Below are 18,838 nucleotides of genomic sequence, written 5' to 3' on the forward strand. Positions count from 1 at the left end.
TTCGGCAACTGGCCTTTTTCATGTGCGCTCAGCACTTAGACAAAGATCAATGACAACATGGCTGCATCGTCGATCAAGTTGATCACCGCATAGGTGGCCAATCGATACAGCATCCAGGTGAATGCTTCCAACCACTCAGAATTCGGTAACGTTTCGCTCAAGAATTCTCTTCCTTGTTTCGATCAAGTTGACTCAGTTGAGCACGCAGCCGTTCTAGCTCGCGTTGGTAGCTTTGGGCATCACCATAGTCCACAAAACCAGCGTAATAGGGATGTGCCTGCAGCACTTTGCGCGCATGCTTGATGGGGCACCAATACATTTCGGTGCGCGCCACGATCTCGCGTGCATAGGCCATCAGGCCATTGCCATACGAGCAATAGGCGCAGTTGACTTTCTCGATCACATTCAAATACGCCAAGTGGGTGCGGTCATAGACAAAATAATCGCTGCGTTTGACGCATGGAATGCCATAAATGGGAAAGCAAACGCGCTGGTACACCGTCACGAACACATCCAGCAGCAACAAAGGGCCCAACACGGAATAAATCAGCGGAGCTGTCAACACACTCAGCCAGTTGGCCGTGATCATGTAGTTGAGCAAGCCTGTTTTGAAGCGGCGGTGTTGCGCCAAGACCTCTCGCTCGAAGCGCACACGTTTGTCTTCAAAATCGGCTTGCAACTCGGCGCGTCGCCGTTTGGTTTCTTCCTCAATCTGGTGCTCGATCTCGCGGATACGATCTAGCAGTTCGCTGATTTTGGGGTTCATAGAGACCTTTGTTTAGACAGATTATGCGTGCAGGGCGGTGTAAATCAGGGTCAACCTGTGGCCTAATATAGGGTTTTAAACCTATCTCTGGAAAATTAAATGGGCAACAAAATCGTCACCGAAGCCGACCGCAAGCGCACACCTGCTCCTACCCCCTTGCCTGGCACCACGCCACGCACCGGTGGTCGTGGCCAACGCATCAGTCTGGAGCGCGGTGTTGCCACTCGCAGCAAGAAAAATCCGGGCAAACGCTCAAGCAAGGGCGGTTGATCCGCTGTTGCGTGCGACACCAAAAAACAAAGCGTCCCGAGGGACGCTTTGTTTTTTTAGTTTGTGAGTTGTGTCGCGTCAAGCGTCAGGCAACTCAATCTTGACTTCCAACACTTCCAAATTGTCATGACGCTCCACATTGACTTTGATGTCGCTGGGGTTGATCTTGACGTACTTTGACAAAACGGCAACCAAGTCGCGTTGCAAGGCAGGCAAATAGTCTGGCTGCGTGTTGCGGTCTGTGCGCTCGTGGGTCAGGATGAACTGCAAACGTTCTTTGGCAACGTTGGCAGTTTTTTTCTTTTCGCCGAGTAAAAAAGACAGGAGGGACATGACTTATTTCCCACCAAAAATGCGTTTCAGGAAACTGGGCTTGACGTGTTCCGTAAAACGCATCGGCAGATCTTCGCCCAAGAAGCGACTGATCACGTCTTTGTAGGCTTCCGACACGTCGGTATTGACCAAGTGAACGGCAGGCAAACCTTGGTTGGAGGCTGTCAGAACCGTCTCTGACTCAGGAATCACGCCAATCAGAGGAATACGCAAAATGTCCTGGATGTCTTCCAGCGAGAGCATCTGGCCTTCTTCCACACGGCTTGGGTTGTAGCGTGTGATCAGCAAGTGTTCTTTGATGGGTGTGTCACCCTCAATGGCGCGCAGCGTTTTGCTGCTGAGCATGCCCAAGATGCGGTCTGAGTCACGCACCGAAGACACCTCAGGGTTGGTCACCACCAAGGCCTCGTCTGCAAAGTGCATGGCCATCATGGCCCCCACTTCAATGCCGGCAGGTGAGTCGCAAATGATGTAGTCAAAGCCCATCCCTTTGAGCTCGGTCAGAACGCGTTCAACCCCTTCTTTGGTCAACGCATCTTTGTCGCGTGTTTGCGAAGCGGCCAGCACGTACAAGTTGTCGCACTGCTTGTCCTTGATCAAGGCTTGGTTCAGCGTGGCTTCTCCGTTGATCACGTTGATGAAGTCGTACACCACGCGACGTTCACAGCCCATGATCAGATCCAGATTGCGCAGGCCGACGTCAAAGTCAATCACGACTGTCTTGAAACCGCGTAACGCCAAGCCAGAGGAAAAACTGGCGCTGGTCGTGGTCTTGCCTACGCCGCCCTTGCCAGATGTCACCACAACGATTTTTGCCATGAAATAAGCCTTTGGTTGTTCTCAAAATCAATCGGCAATTTTACAGCCGCTGCATCACCAACTTATCACCCAGCAAAGAGATTTGCGCCGGTTTACCCGCCACCTCAGGCGGCAGTGGCGTATCGCTGGTGCGGTAAGTGCCTGCGACAGAAATCAATTCAGCTTCGAGCGACAAAGTGAAGATGCGCGCCTCTTCGTTGCCGCGTGCACCTGCAATCGCTTTGCCACGCAGGGGCGCATACACATGGATATGTCCATCGGCCATGATTTCTGCGCCTGGATTGACCATGGCCAGCACGACCAAGTCACGTCCCTTGGCATACACGTGCTGGCCAGACCGCAAGGGCTTGTCGATCACCATCGCACCCATGTGCTCGGCGGGCACCTCACGCACGACTTCGACCTCACGAATCACCTCTTGAATCACAGTCTCCACGCGCGAGGCGCTTGCTTTTTGTGAGCTCAAGTCACGTGCTTCAAACAAGCCGGCGCTTTGAGCGTTGGCGATGTGGTGTGGCTGCCCACCACGCACTGCCACAGGCACCATGCGGTGCTTGCGCAGCAGCACGCAGATGGCGGCAAAGTCCAAGGCGCTATCGGGTTGTTCCAGGTTGCTGAGGTCAATCACCACCGGGTCGTTGTCAAAGAAATCGGGCGTGTCTCCAAGCCGACGTGTCAAATCGGCTTCCAACGCAGACAGGTCATGTGTTTTGAGGACAAAAGCAACCAAAGGCAGCGAGGCGCTCTTGATCTCATAGGCGTGGGGCGCAGCAGCGTGGCTCATGGTTCGGGCAAACGAAAATTAAAACCCAGACTTTACACGGCAAGGGCTTTCACCAACCGGTAAACTTTTTGAAATGACAACACCCCATTTTTTGCGCCACTTGCTGTGGTCTTTCCCTTTGGCAGTGAGCGTAGATTGTGCCCATGCACAACAACAACCTGCTGCGCCAGTCCAAGATTTGGGTCGTGTCGAAATCACCAGCGGACGTGACAACGACACGCAGCAGCGTCGCGAATCGACGGCTAGCAAAATTGTCATTGGTCGCGAGGAGATTGAACGCCAAGGCGATGCCAATTTAGGCGAAGTCCTCAAACGCATGCCCGGCATCACCTTGGGCGGCGTCCCTGGGCGCGGTTCTGGCGTTCGCATGCGAGGGTTGAGTGCGGGGTACACCCAAATCTTGTTGGATGGCCAGCGCGTGCCGCCGGGTTTTTCGGTGGAGTCTTTGACCCCCGAGATGATTGAACGCGTTGAAATTTACCGCGCACCCACTGCCGAAACCGGTGCACAAGCCATTGCGGGCACCATCAACATCATCACCCGTGAGGGCCGCCGCGGCATGCCGGCGGAACTCAAAGTCGGGTCTTCATGGCAAGGCGGATATGCCTCGCCCAACGGATCAATCACCAAATACCAAGAGACCGAACGCTGGAGCAGCAACTACACCTTGTCGGTCAACCGCTATGCAGCCCCTGATCACAGCGAATCCTCACTCGATCGTGTGTCTGGCCCTTTGCAGCGCAACCGTGTCAGTGACAGCCACTACGTGCGTGAAGGCCTCAACACCACCGCGCGCTTGCAGTGGAAAGGCGACCCAGGAGAAAGCCTCACCCTCATGCCTTTTCTGGTGGTGTCTCATGGCACCACCCCTGGCAGCATCGCGCTAGACCAAAGCACCAACAATGCCGCGCGCATTTACGACAGTGCCAGCACCTTGAACGACAACCACTTTGGTTTGGCGCGTATGAACGGTCAATGGCGCCGCAAACTGAGTGCCGACAGCAATATGGAGTGGAAATTCAACGTGGGGGGCTGGGACAGCCGAAGCAACTTCACACAAACACCCACAGGCTCCGGTTCGGTCTACACCTCCACCCTGTCAGAAGCCACGCTCACCAAAGACCGTTCTGCCAGCCTGAACGGCAAATACACCCACGTGTTGGGGGGCGGGCATCAGTGGGTCAGTGGTGCTGAAGTGGAGGCTGTGCGCCGCACCCAAAACGCCACTGCCACCTATGCCGACGGTGATGCCGACTTGCAAGCGCAATCAATGCGCTTTGCTGCCTACACCCAAGACGAGTGGCAACTCAACCCGCACTGGTCTGCCCACGCAGGTGCCCGCTATGAGCAACTCACGACAGAGGGCAACACCACCAGCGGTGATGTAGTCAACCGAAGCAGCGTCTTCACCCCGCTCTTGCACGCGTTGTGGAAGCCCAACCCAGAGAGTCGCGACCAAGTGCGCATGAGCCTCACGCGCAGCTTCAAAACGCCGAACATGCAAACTCTGCTGGCGCGCTACGTGCGCTCGCGCGACGATGCTCTGGGGGGCAGCAACGGCCCCACCAATCCCGACCGCATTGGCAACCCCAACCTCAAACCTGAATTGGCCACAGGCATTGACGTGGCCTTGGAGCGGTATTTGCCCCAGGGCGGCGTGCTCAGTGCTTCAGTCTTTCACCGCAACATTCAAAACCTGATCCGCAACGTTACCGTGCAAGACGCGACGTATGGCAATCGTTGGGTCTCCACCCCACAAAACTTCAGCCAAGCCGTGACCGAAGGCGTGGAGCTGGAGGCCAAATTTCGGCTGGACCAATGGATCGAGGGAGCCATGCCTGTGGATGTGCGCAGCAATGTGAGCTTTTACCGTTCACGCGTGCTCAGTGTGGTGGGGCCCAACAATCGGCTCGACCAGCAGCCCGACATGACGGCCAACCTCGGTGGTGACTACCGTTTGCGTAGCATGCCCCTGACGGTGGGCGGCAACATCAATTACAACCCCGGATACACCACGCACTTGAGTGACCCGGAGTTCATCACTGTGTCGCAAAAGCGGGTGATGGACCTGTACGGCTTGTGGCGGGTTGACGCCACCACCTCGTGGCGTTTGACCCTGAGCAACCTCGACCCACGCAACTACGTGACCGATCGCAGTTACAGTGGCGTCGAGAGTAGCAGCACGCGTGACCGCAGTTGGACCAGCGTGCAAATTCGTTTGGAGAAAAAATTATGAGTTCCACCCCGCCAGATGGCGCATGGCTAGACCGCATGTACAACAACCGAGCCTTGGTGCCGGAGCATGCAGCACACTTTGCGCATTGGCGCGAGGCCTCACAGAAAACGCGTGCCACAACACGTTGCTTCCAAGACGTGGCTTATGGACGGGGATCGAACGAAACCCTTGATATTTTCCCGACGGACAAGCCGACAGCCAAACGGGGGGCACCCGTGCTCGTGTTCATTCACGGTGGCTACTGGCGCTCACTGGACAAAGCAGATCACTCCTTCGTGGCCCCAGCCTATACGGCGCAAGGTGCTTGCGTCGTGGTGCCCAATTACGCGTTGTGCCCGGCTGTGACCATCCCAGACATCAGCTTGCAAATGGTCAAGGCCTTGGCTTGGGTATGGCGCAACATTGCGCGTTTTGGCGGTGACCCGAGTCGCATCACGGTGGTGGGACATTCGGCGGGTGGGCACTTGGCGGCCATGCTGTTGGCCTGCCACTGGCAGGCTTATGCCAAAGACTTGCCCGCAGATTTGGTGCCACGCGCCATGTCGATCTCAGGCCTGTTCGAGTTGGAATCGGTGCGCTTGACGCCGTTTTTGTCTGACCTGCATCTCACCCCGAAAGATGCGCTGCGCTGCAGCCCCGCCTGGATGCTAGCACCCAAGGCGGGCCGTTTCTACACCGTGGCTGGTGCTTTGGAGAGTGCGGAGTTCTTGCGTCACAACCTGTTGATTCAACAGGCCTGGGGCAAACAACGCGTGCCCGTGTCGGAGGCCTTGCCTGACTTGCAACACTTCAGCATCGTCGAGGCCTTTGCGCAACCCGGTCATCGTTTGCACCAACTCACGTTGGATCTGATGGCCTAAAAAAACAGCCTGCGGTGCGAGGGCACAGCAGGCTGTTTGAGGGGCGTGGTGCCGCTTACATCAACAGGTGTTCGCCTGCGTTGTCGCCACCCAGGATGACGTAGTTCACCTTGCGCACATCCATCAGCTTGGTGCCGCCGGAATAGCTGATCGAGCTTTGCACGTCTTGCTCCATCTCGATCAGTGTGTCGGCCAGCTTGCCTTTGATGGGCTCCAAAATGCGCTTGCCTTCCACGTGCTTGTACTCGCCCTTGTTGAAGTCTGATGCTGAGCCGTAATACTCTTTGAACAATTCGCCGTCCACTTCAACCGTTTTGCCAGGGGACTCTTCGTGACCGGCGAACAACGAACCAATCATCACCATCGAGGCGCCAAAGCGGATGCTCTTGGCAATGTCACCGTGGCTGCGAATGCCGCCGTCGGCAATGATGGGCTTGGTGGCCACGCGGGCACACCACTTGAGCGCTGACAGTTGCCAGCCGCCTGTGCCAAAGCCGGTTTTGAGCTTGGTGATGCACACCTTGCCAGGGCCCACACCCACTTTGGTGGCGTCAGCGCCCCAGTTTTCCAAGTCGATCACCGCTTCAGGCGTGGCCACGTTGCCAGCAATCACAAAGCTGGTGGGCAACTTGGACTTGATGTAGCCAATCATGTCGCGCACGCTGTCGGCGTGGCCATGGGCAATGTCGATGGTGATGTACTCGGGCACCAGGCCTGCGGCTGCCAGTTCATCCACCGTGGCGCGGTCGGGGACTTTCACGCCCAAAGAGATCGAGGCATAGACGCCTTTGGCGTGCATGTCACGCACAAACTGGACGTTGTCCAGATCGAAGCGGTGCATCACGTAGAAATAGTTGTTTTGTGCCATCCACAGGCAGATGCTTTCATCCACCACGGTTTTCATGTTGGCGGGCACCACGGGCAAGCGAAACTTGCGGTTGCCGAGTTCTACGCCAGCATCGCATTCTGAGCGACTTTCCACGCGGCACTTGCGTGGCAACAACAAGATGTTGTCGTAATCAAAAATTTCCATATCCCAAGCTCCAGAAAAAAACGTTCGAAGATTGAGCGCTTGGCTTGGTCGGCTTTTCTGACGCACAAGGGCAGTCCAAAAAAAACCGAGCGCAAGAATCTTGGGCCCGGTGGCTGATTTTAGCAGCTTGTATACACGCCCACGGCGAGTGGCTACCACGGCGGTCTTTGGCCGTATTAGCGCTTAAGATTTGACCTTTGAAAATAATAAATTTCGCCTCATCCACATGACTTCGTCTAACTTCACCTACGGCTCATCATCAGGCTCTACGCGCCATGCCGTGAGAGAAGAGCACATTGAAGACGGTTTCATTGGCAAGCTTCAATCGCTCAAATACGAATACCGCCGCGACATCCGTGACCGCGCAGCGCTGGAGCGCAACTTTCGTGAAAAATTTGAAGCGTTGAACCGCGTCAACCTCAGCGATGGCGAATTCGCCCGCTTGTTAGAAGACATCGTTACCCCTGACGTGTTCACCGCCGCCCGCACCCTGCGCGAGCGCAATGCATTTACGCGCGACGACGGCACGCCGCTCAACTACACCTTGGTCAACATCAAAGACTGGTGCAAAAACACCTTTGAGGTGGTCAACCAGCTGCGCATCAACACCGACTACAGCCACCACCGTTACGACGTGCTCATCCTCATCAACGGCGTGCCTTGCGTTCAGGTGGAGCTAAAAACGCTCACCGTCAACCCGCGCCGCGCTATGGAGCAAATCGTTGACTACAAAAACGATCCGGGCAACGGCTACGGCAAAACCTTGTTGTGCTTCTTGCAGTTGTTCATCGTTAGCAACCGCAGCAACACCTATTACTTCGCCAACAACAACACGCGCCACTTTGCGTTCAATGCAGACGAGCGCTTCTTGCCCATCTACCAGTTCGCCGACGAAGCCAACACCAAGATCAACCACCTCGATGACTTCGCCGAGAAGTTCTTGCCCAAATGCACGCTGGGCGAAACCATCAGCCGCTACATGGTGCTGGTGGCCAGTGAACAAAAGTTGTTGATGATGCGGCCCTATCAGGTGTACGCCGTCAAAGCCATCGTGGACTGCATTCACGACAACTCTGGCAATGGCTACATCTGGCACACCACGGGCAGCGGCAAAACGCTCACCTCGTTCAAAGCCTCTACGCTGCTCAAAGACAACCCCGACGTTGAGAAATGTCTCTTTGTGGTGGACCGCAAAGACTTGGACCGTCAAACCCGCGAAGAGTTCAACCGCTTCCAAGAAAACTGCGTTGAAGAAAACACCAACACCGCCAGTCTGGTGCGTCGCCTGCTGTCTGACGACTATGCCGACAAGGTGATCGTCACCACCATCCAAAAGCTAGGCCTAGCATTGGATGAAAACAGCAAGCGCAATAAGCAACGCACCAACAGCGGCCAAGCCACCTACAAAGAACAGCTCGCGCCGCTGCAAGACAAACGCATCGTCTTCATCTTCGACGAATGCCACCGCTCGCAGTTTGGCGAGAACCACAAAGCCATCAAAGCCTTCTTTCCCAAGGCTCAGTTGTTTGGCTTTACCGGCACGCCCATTTTTGAAGACAACGCCAGCCGCACGCAGATTGAAGACGAGCAAGCCAGCCTGCGCACGACTGAAGATATCTTTCAAAAGCAGCTACACGCCTACACCATCACCCACGCCATTGAAGACGCCAACGTGCTGCGCTTTCATGTGGACTACTTCAAGCCCGAAGGTAAAAGTGTGCCCAAGCCTGGCGAGGCCTTGGCTAAGAAAGCTGTGATTGATGCCATCTTGGCCAAGCACGACACCGCCACCGCAGGCCGCCGCTTTAACGCCGTGCTGGCCACCGCCAGCATCAACGACGCCATTGAGTACCACGCACTGTTTAAAGAGGCACAAGCAGCCAAGCAAAAGGCTGATCCTGCCTTTGTCCCGCTGAACATTGCCTGTGTGTTTTCACCGCCCGCCGAAGGCAATCCCGACGTGCAGCAAATTCAAGAAGACTTACCGCAAGAGAAGCTTGACAACCAGGTAGACCCCGACAACAAAAAAGCCGCACTCAAAGCCATCTTGGCCGACTACAACACGCGGTATGGCACGAACCACACCATCAACGAGTTCGACCTGTATTACCAAGACGTTCAAAAGCGCATCAAAGATCAGCAGTGGCCCAACGCCGACTACCCAGCCGCCAATAAGATTGACATCACAATAGTGGTGGACATGCTGCTGACCGGCTTTGACAGCAAATACCTCAACACCCTGTATGTGGACAAAAACCTCAAGCACCACGGCTTGATACAGGCCTTCTCGCGCACCAACCGCGTGCTCAACGGCACCAAGCCCTACGGCAACATCCTCGACTTTCGTTCACAAAAAGACGCGGTCGATGCCGCCATTGCTTTGTTCTCTGGCGAAAAGAGCGAAGAAAAAGCCCGCGAAATTTGGCTGGTCGACAAAGCGCCTGTCGTCATCGAGAAGCTGCAAGCTGCCGTGCAAGAGCTGGCCGACTTCATGCAAACACAAGGCTTGGCCTGCGCCCCCGAGGCGGTGCCCAACCTCAAGGGTGACGATGCCCGCACCGCTTTTGTGAAGAAATTCAAAGAAGTGCAGCGCCTCAAAACCCAGCTGGATCAATACACCGACCTCACCCCAGACAACGCTGCTGCCATTGAGCAGATATTGCCCAGCGAAGTGCAGCAAGGCTTCAGGGGCGCGTACATCGAAACCGCGCAACGCCTCAAAGCGCTGCAAGATAAAGCAGGCAAAGACGAAGGTGGCAACACCACCGACGAGGTGGACCAGCTCGACTTTGAGTTTGTATTGTTTGCCAGCGCCGTCATTGACTACGACTATATCGTGGGCCTCATGTCGCGCTTCTCTAGCCAAGCGCCGGGCAAGCAGAAGATGAGCCGTGAAGAGCTGATTGGCCTCATCAGCGCCGACGCCAAGTTCATGAACGAGCGCGATGACATTGCGGCCTACATTGCCACCCTCAAGGTGGGCGAGGGCTTGAGCGAGGCCTCTATCCGCGATGGCTACGCCCGCTTCAAAAAAGAAAAAGACAGTGCAGAACTGAGTGCCATGGCCGAACAACACAACTTGGCCCCCGCCGCACTGCAAGCCTTTGTGGACGGCATCTTGCAGCGCATGATTTTGGATGCCGACGCCTTGACCGACCTAATGGCCCCGCTGGAGCTGGGCTGGAAAGCCCGCGCACAGGCGGAGACGGCGCTGATGAAAGAGCTGGGGCCACTGCTGACCAAACGCGCCCAAGGGCGTGAGATTTCTGGATTGAGCGCGTATGAGCACTGAAGAGAAAAAGACGCAGGTGCCTATGCTTCGCTTTCCTGAGTTTTTGGAAGCTGATGCATGGGTAAAGGGCAAGTTAATTGACACTGCCGATCGCTCAATTAAATGGAGTTTTATTGGTGGTCCTTTTGGTTCTAACCTGAAATCTTCAGACTATGTTGAGACTGGTGTGCGGATCATTCAGTTACAAAATATTGGTGATGGCGAATTCTTTGACGACTACCGCATCTTTACAACAGTCGGAAAAGCCGATGAGCTGCGGAGTAACAATATTTACCCTGGCGAAATCATCATGTCGAAGATGGGTGATCCAGTTGGACGCGCTTGTTTGATTCCAAATTTGCACGACAGGTATGTCATGTGCTCAGACGGCATTCGGCTTGTAGTTAATGAAAAAATACATGCAAAGTACTTTGTGTACTCACTCATTAACTCCCCTCGGTTTCGCGCAACTGTAGAAAAAACTGCAACTGGCTCTACGCGTAAACGAATAGGTTTAGACGAACTAAAGAATTTGCCAATGTTGCTCCCGACAAAAGGGGAGCAACAAAAAATCGCCGAATGCCTAAGCTCCTTGGACGAACTGATCGTCGCGCAAGGGCGCAAAGTGGATGCGCTCAAGACTCACAAAAAAGGGCTGATGCAGCAACTCTTCCCCCGCGAAGGCGAAACCCAACCACGGCTGCGGTTTCCTGAATTTCAAAACGCTGAGGGGTGGAGTTCCGATGCGTTGGGAAACCTCTTTGACACTTCATCTGGCGGGACTCCAGACCGCACCAAAGGGGAATTTTGGAATGGGAACGTACCTTGGATCACGACGTCATTGGTTGGCTCCAGCGTCATCATGTACGCAGACGAATTTATCAGTGATGAGGGACTGAAGAATTCATCGGCGAAGGTCTTTCCAGAAAAGACGATTTTGATGGCAATGTATGGCCAAGGAAAGACGCGCGGTCAGGTCGCAATGCTTGGGATCAAAGCTGCGACAAATCAAGCATGCGCCGCAATCCTGCCACGGGACGAAATTGATCCGCTTTTCGTTTTTTTGAATCTGGCCAGTCGCTACGAAGAACTGCGGGGTTTAAGCAACAGTGGTGGGCAAGAAAACTTGAGCCAAGGGCTTATTCAGGGACTTCAGTTTTCGTATCCTGGAGACAAAGCTGAACAACAACGCATCGGCTCGTGCCTGAGCAGCCTCGATGCCCTCATCACCGCCGCCACCCGAGAACTCGACGTTCTCAAGACCCACAAAAAAGGTTTGATGCAGCAGCTTTTCCCCTCGGCGCAGGCGTTTGAAGCATGAGCGGCAATCAGAAAGTTCAAAGCTTCGAGAGCTTGCAAAAACTGGTCACTCGTTTGCGTGATGACTTGAATGGCGGCAATCAAGACTTTGTGCTGCTCTATGCCTACAACGGCACGGGTAAAACGCGGTTGTCGATGGACTTCAAGGATGCTGGAAAAAAAACGAGAACGCGCCCATTCGATGTGAATGATGCGGTTGACCAGCCTCTCACCATCAAGGATGCATTGGGCGATACGCTGTATTTCAATGCTTTTACCGAAGACCTTTTTTATTGGGATAACGACCTAGAGAAGGATAGCGAGCGTCGGTTTCATATCAATGCTGACTCCAAGTTTTTCAAGGGTCTCAAAGACTTGGCGCTGGATGAGCGCATCGGGTTCTACCTTGCGCGTTACGCAGACTTTTTGTTTGACATCGACTACGACCAATGGACTGTGAGTTTTCGCAAAGGCGATGCACAGCACATCAAGGTGTCTCGTGGTGAAGAGAACATTTTCATCTGGTGCATCTTTCTAGCCATCTGCGAACGGGTGATTGACGGTGCGGAGTCTTATGAATGGGTGCAGTACATCTACATTGATGACCCGATTACCTCATTGGACGACAACAACGCCATTGCCGTGGCTAGCGATCTGGCCAAGTTGCTTAGAAAAGCCAAAGGACGCCTCAAAAACGTTGTGACTGGGACGGAGTTCTCTGAAGGAAAAGAGACAGTCGTCATACAACAGATGGCCGACCCCATCAAGGCGGTGGTTTCGTCTCACCACGCGCTGTTTTTCAATGTGGTGTGCAATGAGCTGAAGATCGATAAACACAAAAAGTACTTTTTGCATCGTCCCGATCGAGGCACGGCCTACACCTTGCGAGCTACAGACGAGACGCCGTTTTTTCACCACGTGGCCATGTTGGCGGAACTTCAAAAGGCCGCAGACAGCGATAAGTTGTTCACCTTTCACTTCAACATCTTGCGCAGTATTTTGGAGAAGACAGCCACATTCTTTGGGCGGGATGATTTTTCAGCCTGCATTCATGGCCTTGAGGATTCCGAGTTGTTTGCTCGTGCGCTCAATTTGCTGAGCCACGGCAAATACGACATTTACCAACCCATGGAAATGGTGGATGACAACAAGAAGCTATTCCGCCAGATCTTGAATGCTTTTTTAGGCCGCTACGAGTTCTCTTTGCCAGAGATTTTTGGGCGTACGTCTAAAGATGCCAACGGAGTCGTGCCTGCATGATGTTCTCAAGCTCAACGCTCATAAAGGGACACTGATGCCCCCTAAAAACCAGATGCCATCTAAGGCCCCAGTCCACCAAGCCGAAGGCATTACCCCTTTGCTGGGCAGCCTGCGCCAACTTATTGCCAAATCACGCCAGCAAGTGCTGCGTGCGGTGGACGTGGTGCAGGTGCAAACCTACTGGCACATTGGGCAGCACATTGTTGAGTTTGAACAAGGCGGAGCACAGCGGGCAGCCTATGGGCGTGGCTTGCTGGTGCAGCTGGGGCAGGCGCTGTCCGTCGAGTTTGGGCGCGGGTTTGATGCCACCAATTTGCGCCATATGCGGGGCTTTTACCTGGCTTTTCCAATTCGCGACGCAGTGCGTCGCGAATTGAGCTGGACGCACTACCGCCTCCTGCTGCGGGTGGATAGCCCAGAGGCCCGCCAGTGGTACGTGAATGAGGCGGCCACCCAAAACTGGAGCACACGGGCATTGGAGCGCCAAATTGGCAGCCTGCATTACGACCGTCTGCTGCTGAGCCAAGACAAAGCGGCCGTAAACGCCGAAGCGCAGGCCAACTTGGCTGCACTGGATGAATCCCCCAGGGCTTTTGTGCGCGACCCGGTGATGCTGGAGTTTTTGGGCCTGCCCGACACGGGGCGCTTGCTAGAGGCCACGCTCGAAACAGCGTTGATGGACAAGCTACAGCAGTTTTTGATGGAGCTGGGCAAGGGCTTTGCGTTTGTGGCCCGCCAGCAGCGCATCAGCACCGAAACTCAAGACTTCTACATCGACTTGGTGTTTTACAACTACCTGCTCAAATGCTTTGTGCTGATCGACCTGAAAACCGGGCCGCTGACGCACCAAGACGTGGGGCAGATGGACATGTATGTGCGCATGTACGACGAGCTGCGCCGAGGTGAAGGCGACAACCCCACGGTGGGCATTTTGCTGTGTGGCAGCAAAGACCAATCGGTGGCACGTTACTCGGTGCTCAACGGCAGCGAGCAATTGTTTGCCAGCAAATATCGCCTGATATTGCCCAGTGAGGAAGAGCTGCGCCTAGAGTTGCAACGCGACCGCCAAGCCATTGAAGAACATAAAAATTTGAGCATTGAAGACGACACCCCATGACCGAACAAAACCAAAAACAATTGGGCAAGACGCTCTGGGCCATTGCCGACCAGCTGCGCGGCTCGATGGACGCAGACGACTTTCGCGACTACATGCTGTCGTTTCTTTTCTTGCGCTACCTGTCTGACAACTACGAAGCTGCCGCCCAAAAAGAGCTGGGCGCTGATTACCCCAAGGTAGATGCTGAGGCCAAGCAAGTGCCACTGGCGGTTTGGTATGCCGCCAACGCAGCAGATGTGCCCGCGTTTGAAAAGCAGATGCGCCGCAAGGTGCATTACGTCATTCAGCCTCAGCACTTGTGGAGCAGTGTGGCCCATATGGCGCGCACGCAAGACGGTGAGCTGCTAAACACGCTGCAAGCGGGTTTCAAGTACATCGAAAACGAATCGTTCGAGAGCACGTTTGCAGGCCTGTTCTCTGAGATTGATTTGGGCTCATCCAAATTGGGCAAGGGCTACAGCGAGCGCAATGCCGTGCTGTGCACCGTCATTCAAAAAATTGCCGAAGGCTTGGCTGATTTTTCGACCGACATTGACGCGCTGGGCGATGCCTATGAATACCTGATTGGCCAGTTCGCCGCAGGGTCGGGCAAGAAGGCGGGCGAGTTTTATACGCCGCAGCAAATTTCAGACATCTTGTCCACCATCGTCACGCTGGACAGCCAAGAGCCCAAGACCGGTGCCAAGCAGCGGCTGGAGAGCGTGATGGACTTTGCCTGTGGCTCTGGCTCGCTGTTGCTGAATGTGCGTAAGCGCATGGGGCCGCACGGCATTGGCAAGATTTACGGCCAAGAAAAAAACGTCACCACCTACAACTTGGCACGCATGAATATGCTGCTGCACGGGGTGAAAGACACCGAGTTTGAAATCTTCCACGGTGACACACTCACCAACGAATGGGACAAGCTGCGCGAGCTGAACCCCGCCAAGAAACCATTGTTCGACGCCATCGTGGCCAACCCGCCGTTCAGCCTGCGCTGGGACGCCAGCGAGGCCATGGCCGACGATGTGCGGTTTAAAAACCACGGTTTGGCCCCAAAGTCAGCAGCAGACTTTGCCTTTTTGCTGCACGGTTTTCACTTCCTCAAAGACGAGGGTGTGATGGCCATCATCTTGCCGCACGGCGTGTTGTTCCGTGGCGGGGCCGAAGAGCGCATTCGCACCAAGCTGCTCAAAGACGGGCACATTGATACGGTGATTGGCCTACCGTCCAACCTGTTTTATTCCACTGGCATTCCGGTGTGCATCTTGGTGCTCAAAAAGTGCAAGAAGCCAGACGATGTGTTGTTCATCAACGCGGCAGAACACTTTGACAAAGGCAAGCGCCAAAACCAGTTGAGCGAAGCGCACATTGCCAAAATCATCGACACCTACAAGAACCGCCATGAAGAGGCGCGTTACTCACGCAGGGTCGAGATGGCTGAGATTGAGAAGAACGATTTCAACCTCAACATCTCGCGCTACATCAGTACAGCGATGGCAGACGCCGAGATTGATTTGTCGGCCACACACCAGCAGTTGGTCAGCATTGAAGCGGATATCAAGGCCGCCAAAGACAAGCACAACGCTTTTTTGAAAGAGCTGGGTTTGAGTCTTTTGCCTTGATCGGGCAGCACCTCCGGGGCTTTCTACAATTCCCCAATGCACTTCTCTACCGGGCTTGACGCCTTTGCCCCATCCCAAACCGCTGCTGGCAGCACATCCCCCTTGCTGCAAGGCCTCAACCAAGAACAGGCGGCAGCGGTCACCTTGCCGCCTGAACATGCGCTGATCTTGGCCGGTGCTGGCTCGGGCAAGACGCGGGTGCTTACCACCCGCATTGCCTGGTTGTTGCAAACCGGGCAAATGTCTCCCGGCGGTGTGTTGGCGGTGACCTTCACCAACAAGGCCGCCAAAGAAATGCTGACCCGTTTGACCTCCATGCTGCCCGTCAATGTGCGTGGCATGTGGGTGGGCACCTTCCACGGTTTGTGCAACCGCTTTTTGCGCGCGCACTGGAAACTGGCCAACTTGCCGCAGACGTTTCAAATCTTGGACACGCAGGACCAACTCAGCGCCATCAAGCGCCTGAGCAAACAATTCAATGTCGACGAAGAGCGCTTTCCCCCGAAGCAAACCATGTGGTTCATTGCGGGCTGTAAAGAAGACGGCTTACGCGCCAAAGATGTGGAAGTGCGCGACGAGGAAACCCGCAAAAAAGTGGAGCTGTACGAGCTGTACGAAGCCCAGTGCCAACGCGAAGGCGTGGTCGATTTTGGTGAGCTGATGCTGCGTTCCTACGAGCTGCTGCGCGACAACGATGCGGTGCGTGAACACTACCGTCGTCGCTTTCAGCACATCCTGATTGACGAGTTTCAAGACACCAACAAGCTGCAATACGCCTGGATCAAACAACTTGCCGGGCCTGTGGGGCAGGGCGGCGGGGCCATCTTTGCAGTGGGGGACGACGACCAAAGCATTTACGCCTTCCGTGGCGCACGCGTGGGCAACATGGCCGACTTTGTGCGCGAATACCAGGTGCAGCACCAGATCAAGCTGGAGCAAAACTACCGCAGCTTCAGCAACATCTTGGACAGTGCCAACCACCTGATCAGCCACAACAAAAGCCGCTTGGGTAAAAACCTGCACACCACCCAAGGCGCGGGTGAGCCGGTGCGCGTGTACGAGTCCCCCACCGACTTTGCCGAAGCTCAGTGGATGGTCGATGAGATGAAGCAATTGCTGCGCGATGGCCAAAACGGCGATGGCAGCCAAGGCGTGGCGCATCGCCACGAAATTGCGGTGCTCTACCGCAGCAACGCGCAAAGCCGGGTGATTGAAACCGCGCTGTTCAATGCGGCCATGCCGTACCGGGTGTATGGTGGCTTGCGCTTTTTTGAGCGTGCCGAAATCAAACACGCCTTGGCCTATTTGCGACTGTTGGAGAACCCGCGTGATGACACCAGCTTCATGCGGGTGGTCAATTTCCCGCCGCGTGGCATTGGGGCACGCAGCATCGAACAGTTGCAAGACGCTGCGCGTGCCATGGGCTGCGCCATGCATGACGCGGTGAGCGCGGTCTCCGGCAAAGCCGGTGCCAACCTGAGCGCGTTTGTAGCCAAGATCGATGTGCTGCGTGAGCAGACCCAGGGCCAAACGCTGCGCCAAATCATTGAGTTGCTGTTGGACCACTCCGGCTTGACCGAGCATTACAAGGCCGAGCGTGAAGGCGCAGACCGTCTGGAGAACTTGGCCGAACTGGTCAACGCGGCGGAGAGCTTTGTGACCCAAGAAGGCTTTGGCCGCGAGGCCGTGGCTTTGCCGGTGGATGGCCAAATGATCAACCCCGACACGGGTGAAACCATGTCCCCTCTGGCGGCATTCTTGACCCATGCCGCGCTGGAGTCTGGCGACAACCAAGCCCAGGCGGGGCAAGACGCGGTGCAGTTGATGACGGTGCACGCCTCCAAAGGTTTGGAGTTTGACTGCGTGTTCATCACCGGCATGGAAGAGGGCCTGTTCCCCCATGAAAACTCGATGAACGACTACGACGGGCTAGAGGAAGAGCGCCGCCTGATGTACGTGGCCATCACACGCGCACGTCGGCGCTTGTACCTCAGCCATTCGCAAACCCGCATGCTGCATGGCCAAACCCGCTACAACATCAAGAGCCGATTCTTTGAAGAGTTGCCTGAACACACCCTGAAATGGATCACGCCCGCACGCTCGGCCTTTGCCGATCCGCAAACCTCACGGCGCGATGCTTGGCAAAACCCCGCATGGCAAAACAACCCCTGGGGTGGTGGCTCTGCCACGGCCGCGGCACCCGTGGTGCAACGCGCGGCACCCACCAGTGGCCCCAATGCCTGGGTGCGCAGCGGCGTGCAGGTGTTTCACACCAAGTTCGGTGAGGGCACGGTGATCAGCTTGGAAGGGGTGGGAGATGACGCCCGCGCCCAGGTGAAGTTTGGTCGCCATGGCATCAAGTGGCTGGCGCTCAGTGTGGCCAAACTCACCCAGGTGTGAGCGTCACACTCAGGCGTAAATCACGTCGGACACGAAGCTGTCGCGAAAGCTGTAGTAGGTCGAGCAAAAAAACATCGCGGCCAACATCAGCATGACGGGCAGCAAAGCCAGCGAAGCAAATTCGCTGTCGCCCGTGAAGCTGGAAATCAGCGTGATCACCAACGCCGTGAGCAGAAAAATAAACGACCACAACAGGCCGAACACCAAAAACGCACGCCAGTTGCTCAAACAGGCCACGGTGCTGAAAAACAAACTCTTGATAGCCGGCACGCCATGCCAATGCACCAAGGCTGGCGCATGCCAGAACACAGCCGACAAAGGCAGGTACAACAACATCGATAACCACATGGCGTTTTGAAACTCCGGCGTCATCAACGTTTCCTTGTCCAGCGCGCCACCGACCAGGTAGAGCTTGGCAAAGTCACCGCCATCGACCAGCATGGACAAGCCCATCACGCCTATGAAGCCCAGCGCATAAAGCAGCCCCAGCACCAGCATGTCACGCTTGCGTTCTTTGCCCGCGCGAAACCCACTGGCCAAAATCATTGGCATGGGGAACTTACCCAAATCCACCTCACGCGTGGCCGCCATGAGCCCCAAAGAAGCGGCAGGCAGCAGCATGAGTGCAAAAAAGCTCCCTATTACGGGCACCAGCGATGACACCGACATCAGCGCCATGAACATGAAAAACAAGCCGCTCAACGCGATGGGCTGTTTCCAGAAAGTGCGAATGCCTTGACGTACCCAAAGGGCGCCGGTGCGTGCAGGAACAACATGGAGTTTCAT

16 protein-coding genes are annotated in these 18,838 nt (G+C 55.4%); 9 read left to right on the forward strand and 7 right to left on the reverse strand.

The genetic code is table 11. The features are described from left to right. Positions 1-35: 35 nt before the first annotated feature. A complete protein-coding gene (locus tag B9Z39_RS17210) occupies positions 36-161 on the reverse strand; it encodes a hypothetical protein (RefSeq protein ID WP_255408417.1) in 126 nt (41 codons plus the stop codon). Continuing rightward, on the reverse strand, positions 158-766 hold the full coding sequence (locus B9Z39_RS00240) for a hypothetical protein (RefSeq protein ID WP_100147038.1): 609 nt from the start codon (positions 764-766) through the stop codon (positions 158-160). Before B9Z39_RS00240 ends, B9Z39_RS17210 begins: the two co-directional genes overlap by 4 nt. A gap of 99 nt (positions 767-865) precedes the next feature. On the opposite strand from B9Z39_RS00240, the gene B9Z39_RS17045 reads away from it, so the two are divergent. Next, the gene (locus B9Z39_RS17045; protein ID WP_199172976.1) at positions 866-1,036 is read left to right on the forward strand and encodes a hypothetical protein; all 171 of its coding nucleotides are present in this window, start codon (positions 866-868) and stop codon (positions 1,034-1,036) included. A gap of 78 nt (positions 1,037-1,114) precedes the next feature. Here B9Z39_RS17045 and minE read toward each other — a convergent pair whose 3' ends face one another. Genes minE through minC form a run of 3 tightly spaced genes read right to left on the reverse strand, consistent with a single transcriptional unit; the run spans position 1,115 to position 2,972 of the window. Continuing rightward, a complete protein-coding gene (gene minE, locus B9Z39_RS00245; RefSeq protein ID WP_100147037.1) occupies positions 1,115-1,369 on the reverse strand; it encodes a cell division topological specificity factor MinE in 255 nt (84 codons plus the stop codon). Positions 1,370-1,372: 3 nt separating this feature from the next. Then, positions 1,373-2,188 carry a septum site-determining protein MinD gene (gene minD / locus B9Z39_RS00250; RefSeq protein ID WP_100147036.1) on the reverse strand — a complete coding sequence of 272 codons (816 nt, stop codon included), beginning with the start codon at positions 2,186-2,188 and terminating at the stop codon, positions 1,373-1,375. 40 nt (positions 2,189-2,228) lie between these two features. Further along, positions 2,229-2,972: a septum site-determining protein MinC gene (minC, locus tag B9Z39_RS00255; RefSeq protein ID WP_108300335.1), complete on the reverse strand. Its 744-nt coding sequence runs from the start codon at positions 2,970-2,972 to the stop codon at positions 2,229-2,231. 73 nt (positions 2,973-3,045) lie between these two features. Here minC and B9Z39_RS00260 point away from each other — a divergent pair, with 73 nt between their 5' ends. Both B9Z39_RS00260 and B9Z39_RS00265 read left to right on the forward strand, forming a co-directional pair. After that, positions 3,046-5,208: a TonB-dependent siderophore receptor gene (locus B9Z39_RS00260; protein WP_108300336.1), complete on the forward strand. Its 2,163-nt coding sequence runs from the start codon at positions 3,046-3,048 to the stop codon at positions 5,206-5,208. Then, positions 5,205-6,068: an alpha/beta hydrolase gene (locus tag B9Z39_RS00265; protein WP_108300337.1), complete on the forward strand. Its 864-nt coding sequence runs from the start codon at positions 5,205-5,207 to the stop codon at positions 6,066-6,068. Before B9Z39_RS00260 ends, B9Z39_RS00265 begins: the two co-directional genes overlap by 4 nt. A gap of 55 nt (positions 6,069-6,123) precedes the next feature. On the opposite strand, the gene B9Z39_RS00270 is transcribed toward B9Z39_RS00265, so the two are convergent. Beyond that, entirely contained in the window at positions 6,124-7,101 is a 978-nt protein-coding gene (locus B9Z39_RS00270) for a GMP reductase (protein WP_108300338.1), read from the reverse strand. Between the two features lie 226 nt (positions 7,102-7,327). Here B9Z39_RS00270 and B9Z39_RS00275 point away from each other — a divergent pair, with 226 nt between their 5' ends. From B9Z39_RS00275 to B9Z39_RS00300, 6 genes are read left to right on the forward strand one after another with little or no spacing between them, the layout of a single operon-like run. Then, the gene (locus B9Z39_RS00275; RefSeq protein WP_108300339.1) at positions 7,328-10,393 is read left to right on the forward strand and encodes a type I restriction endonuclease subunit R; all 3,066 of its coding nucleotides are present in this window, start codon (positions 7,328-7,330) and stop codon (positions 10,391-10,393) included. Then, a complete protein-coding gene (locus B9Z39_RS00280; protein WP_108300340.1) occupies positions 10,383-11,693 on the forward strand; it encodes a restriction endonuclease subunit S in 1,311 nt (436 codons plus the stop codon). Before B9Z39_RS00275 ends, B9Z39_RS00280 begins: the two co-directional genes overlap by 11 nt. Next, positions 11,690-12,931: an AAA family ATPase gene (locus tag B9Z39_RS00285; protein WP_108300341.1), complete on the forward strand. Its 1,242-nt coding sequence runs from the start codon at positions 11,690-11,692 to the stop codon at positions 12,929-12,931. The genes B9Z39_RS00280 and B9Z39_RS00285 overlap by 4 nt, the downstream gene beginning before the upstream one ends. 34 nt (positions 12,932-12,965) lie before the next feature. Then, positions 12,966-14,048, forward strand: a complete 1,083-nt coding sequence (locus B9Z39_RS00290; RefSeq protein ID WP_108300342.1) for a YhcG family protein — start codon at positions 12,966-12,968, stop codon at positions 14,046-14,048. Further along, positions 14,045-15,652 (forward strand): type I restriction-modification system subunit M, encoded by a 1,608-nt coding sequence (locus tag B9Z39_RS00295; RefSeq protein ID WP_108300343.1) that lies wholly within the window; start codon positions 14,045-14,047, stop codon positions 15,650-15,652. Before B9Z39_RS00290 ends, B9Z39_RS00295 begins: the two co-directional genes overlap by 4 nt. A 36-nt stretch (positions 15,653-15,688) precedes the next feature. Beyond that, on the forward strand, positions 15,689-18,052 hold the full coding sequence (locus B9Z39_RS00300) for a UvrD-helicase domain-containing protein (protein ID WP_108300344.1): 2,364 nt from the start codon (positions 15,689-15,691) through the stop codon (positions 18,050-18,052). A 9-nt stretch (positions 18,053-18,061) separates the two neighbouring features. Here B9Z39_RS00300 and B9Z39_RS00305 read toward each other — a convergent pair whose 3' ends face one another. Continuing rightward, positions 18,062-18,838 (reverse strand): BPSS1780 family membrane protein, encoded by a 777-nt coding sequence (locus tag B9Z39_RS00305; RefSeq protein ID WP_108300345.1) that lies wholly within the window; start codon positions 18,836-18,838, stop codon positions 18,062-18,064.

This window comes from Limnohabitans sp. JirII-29, from assembly GCF_003063395.1.
Taxonomy (GTDB): domain Bacteria; phylum Pseudomonadota; class Gammaproteobacteria; order Burkholderiales; family Burkholderiaceae_C; genus Limnohabitans.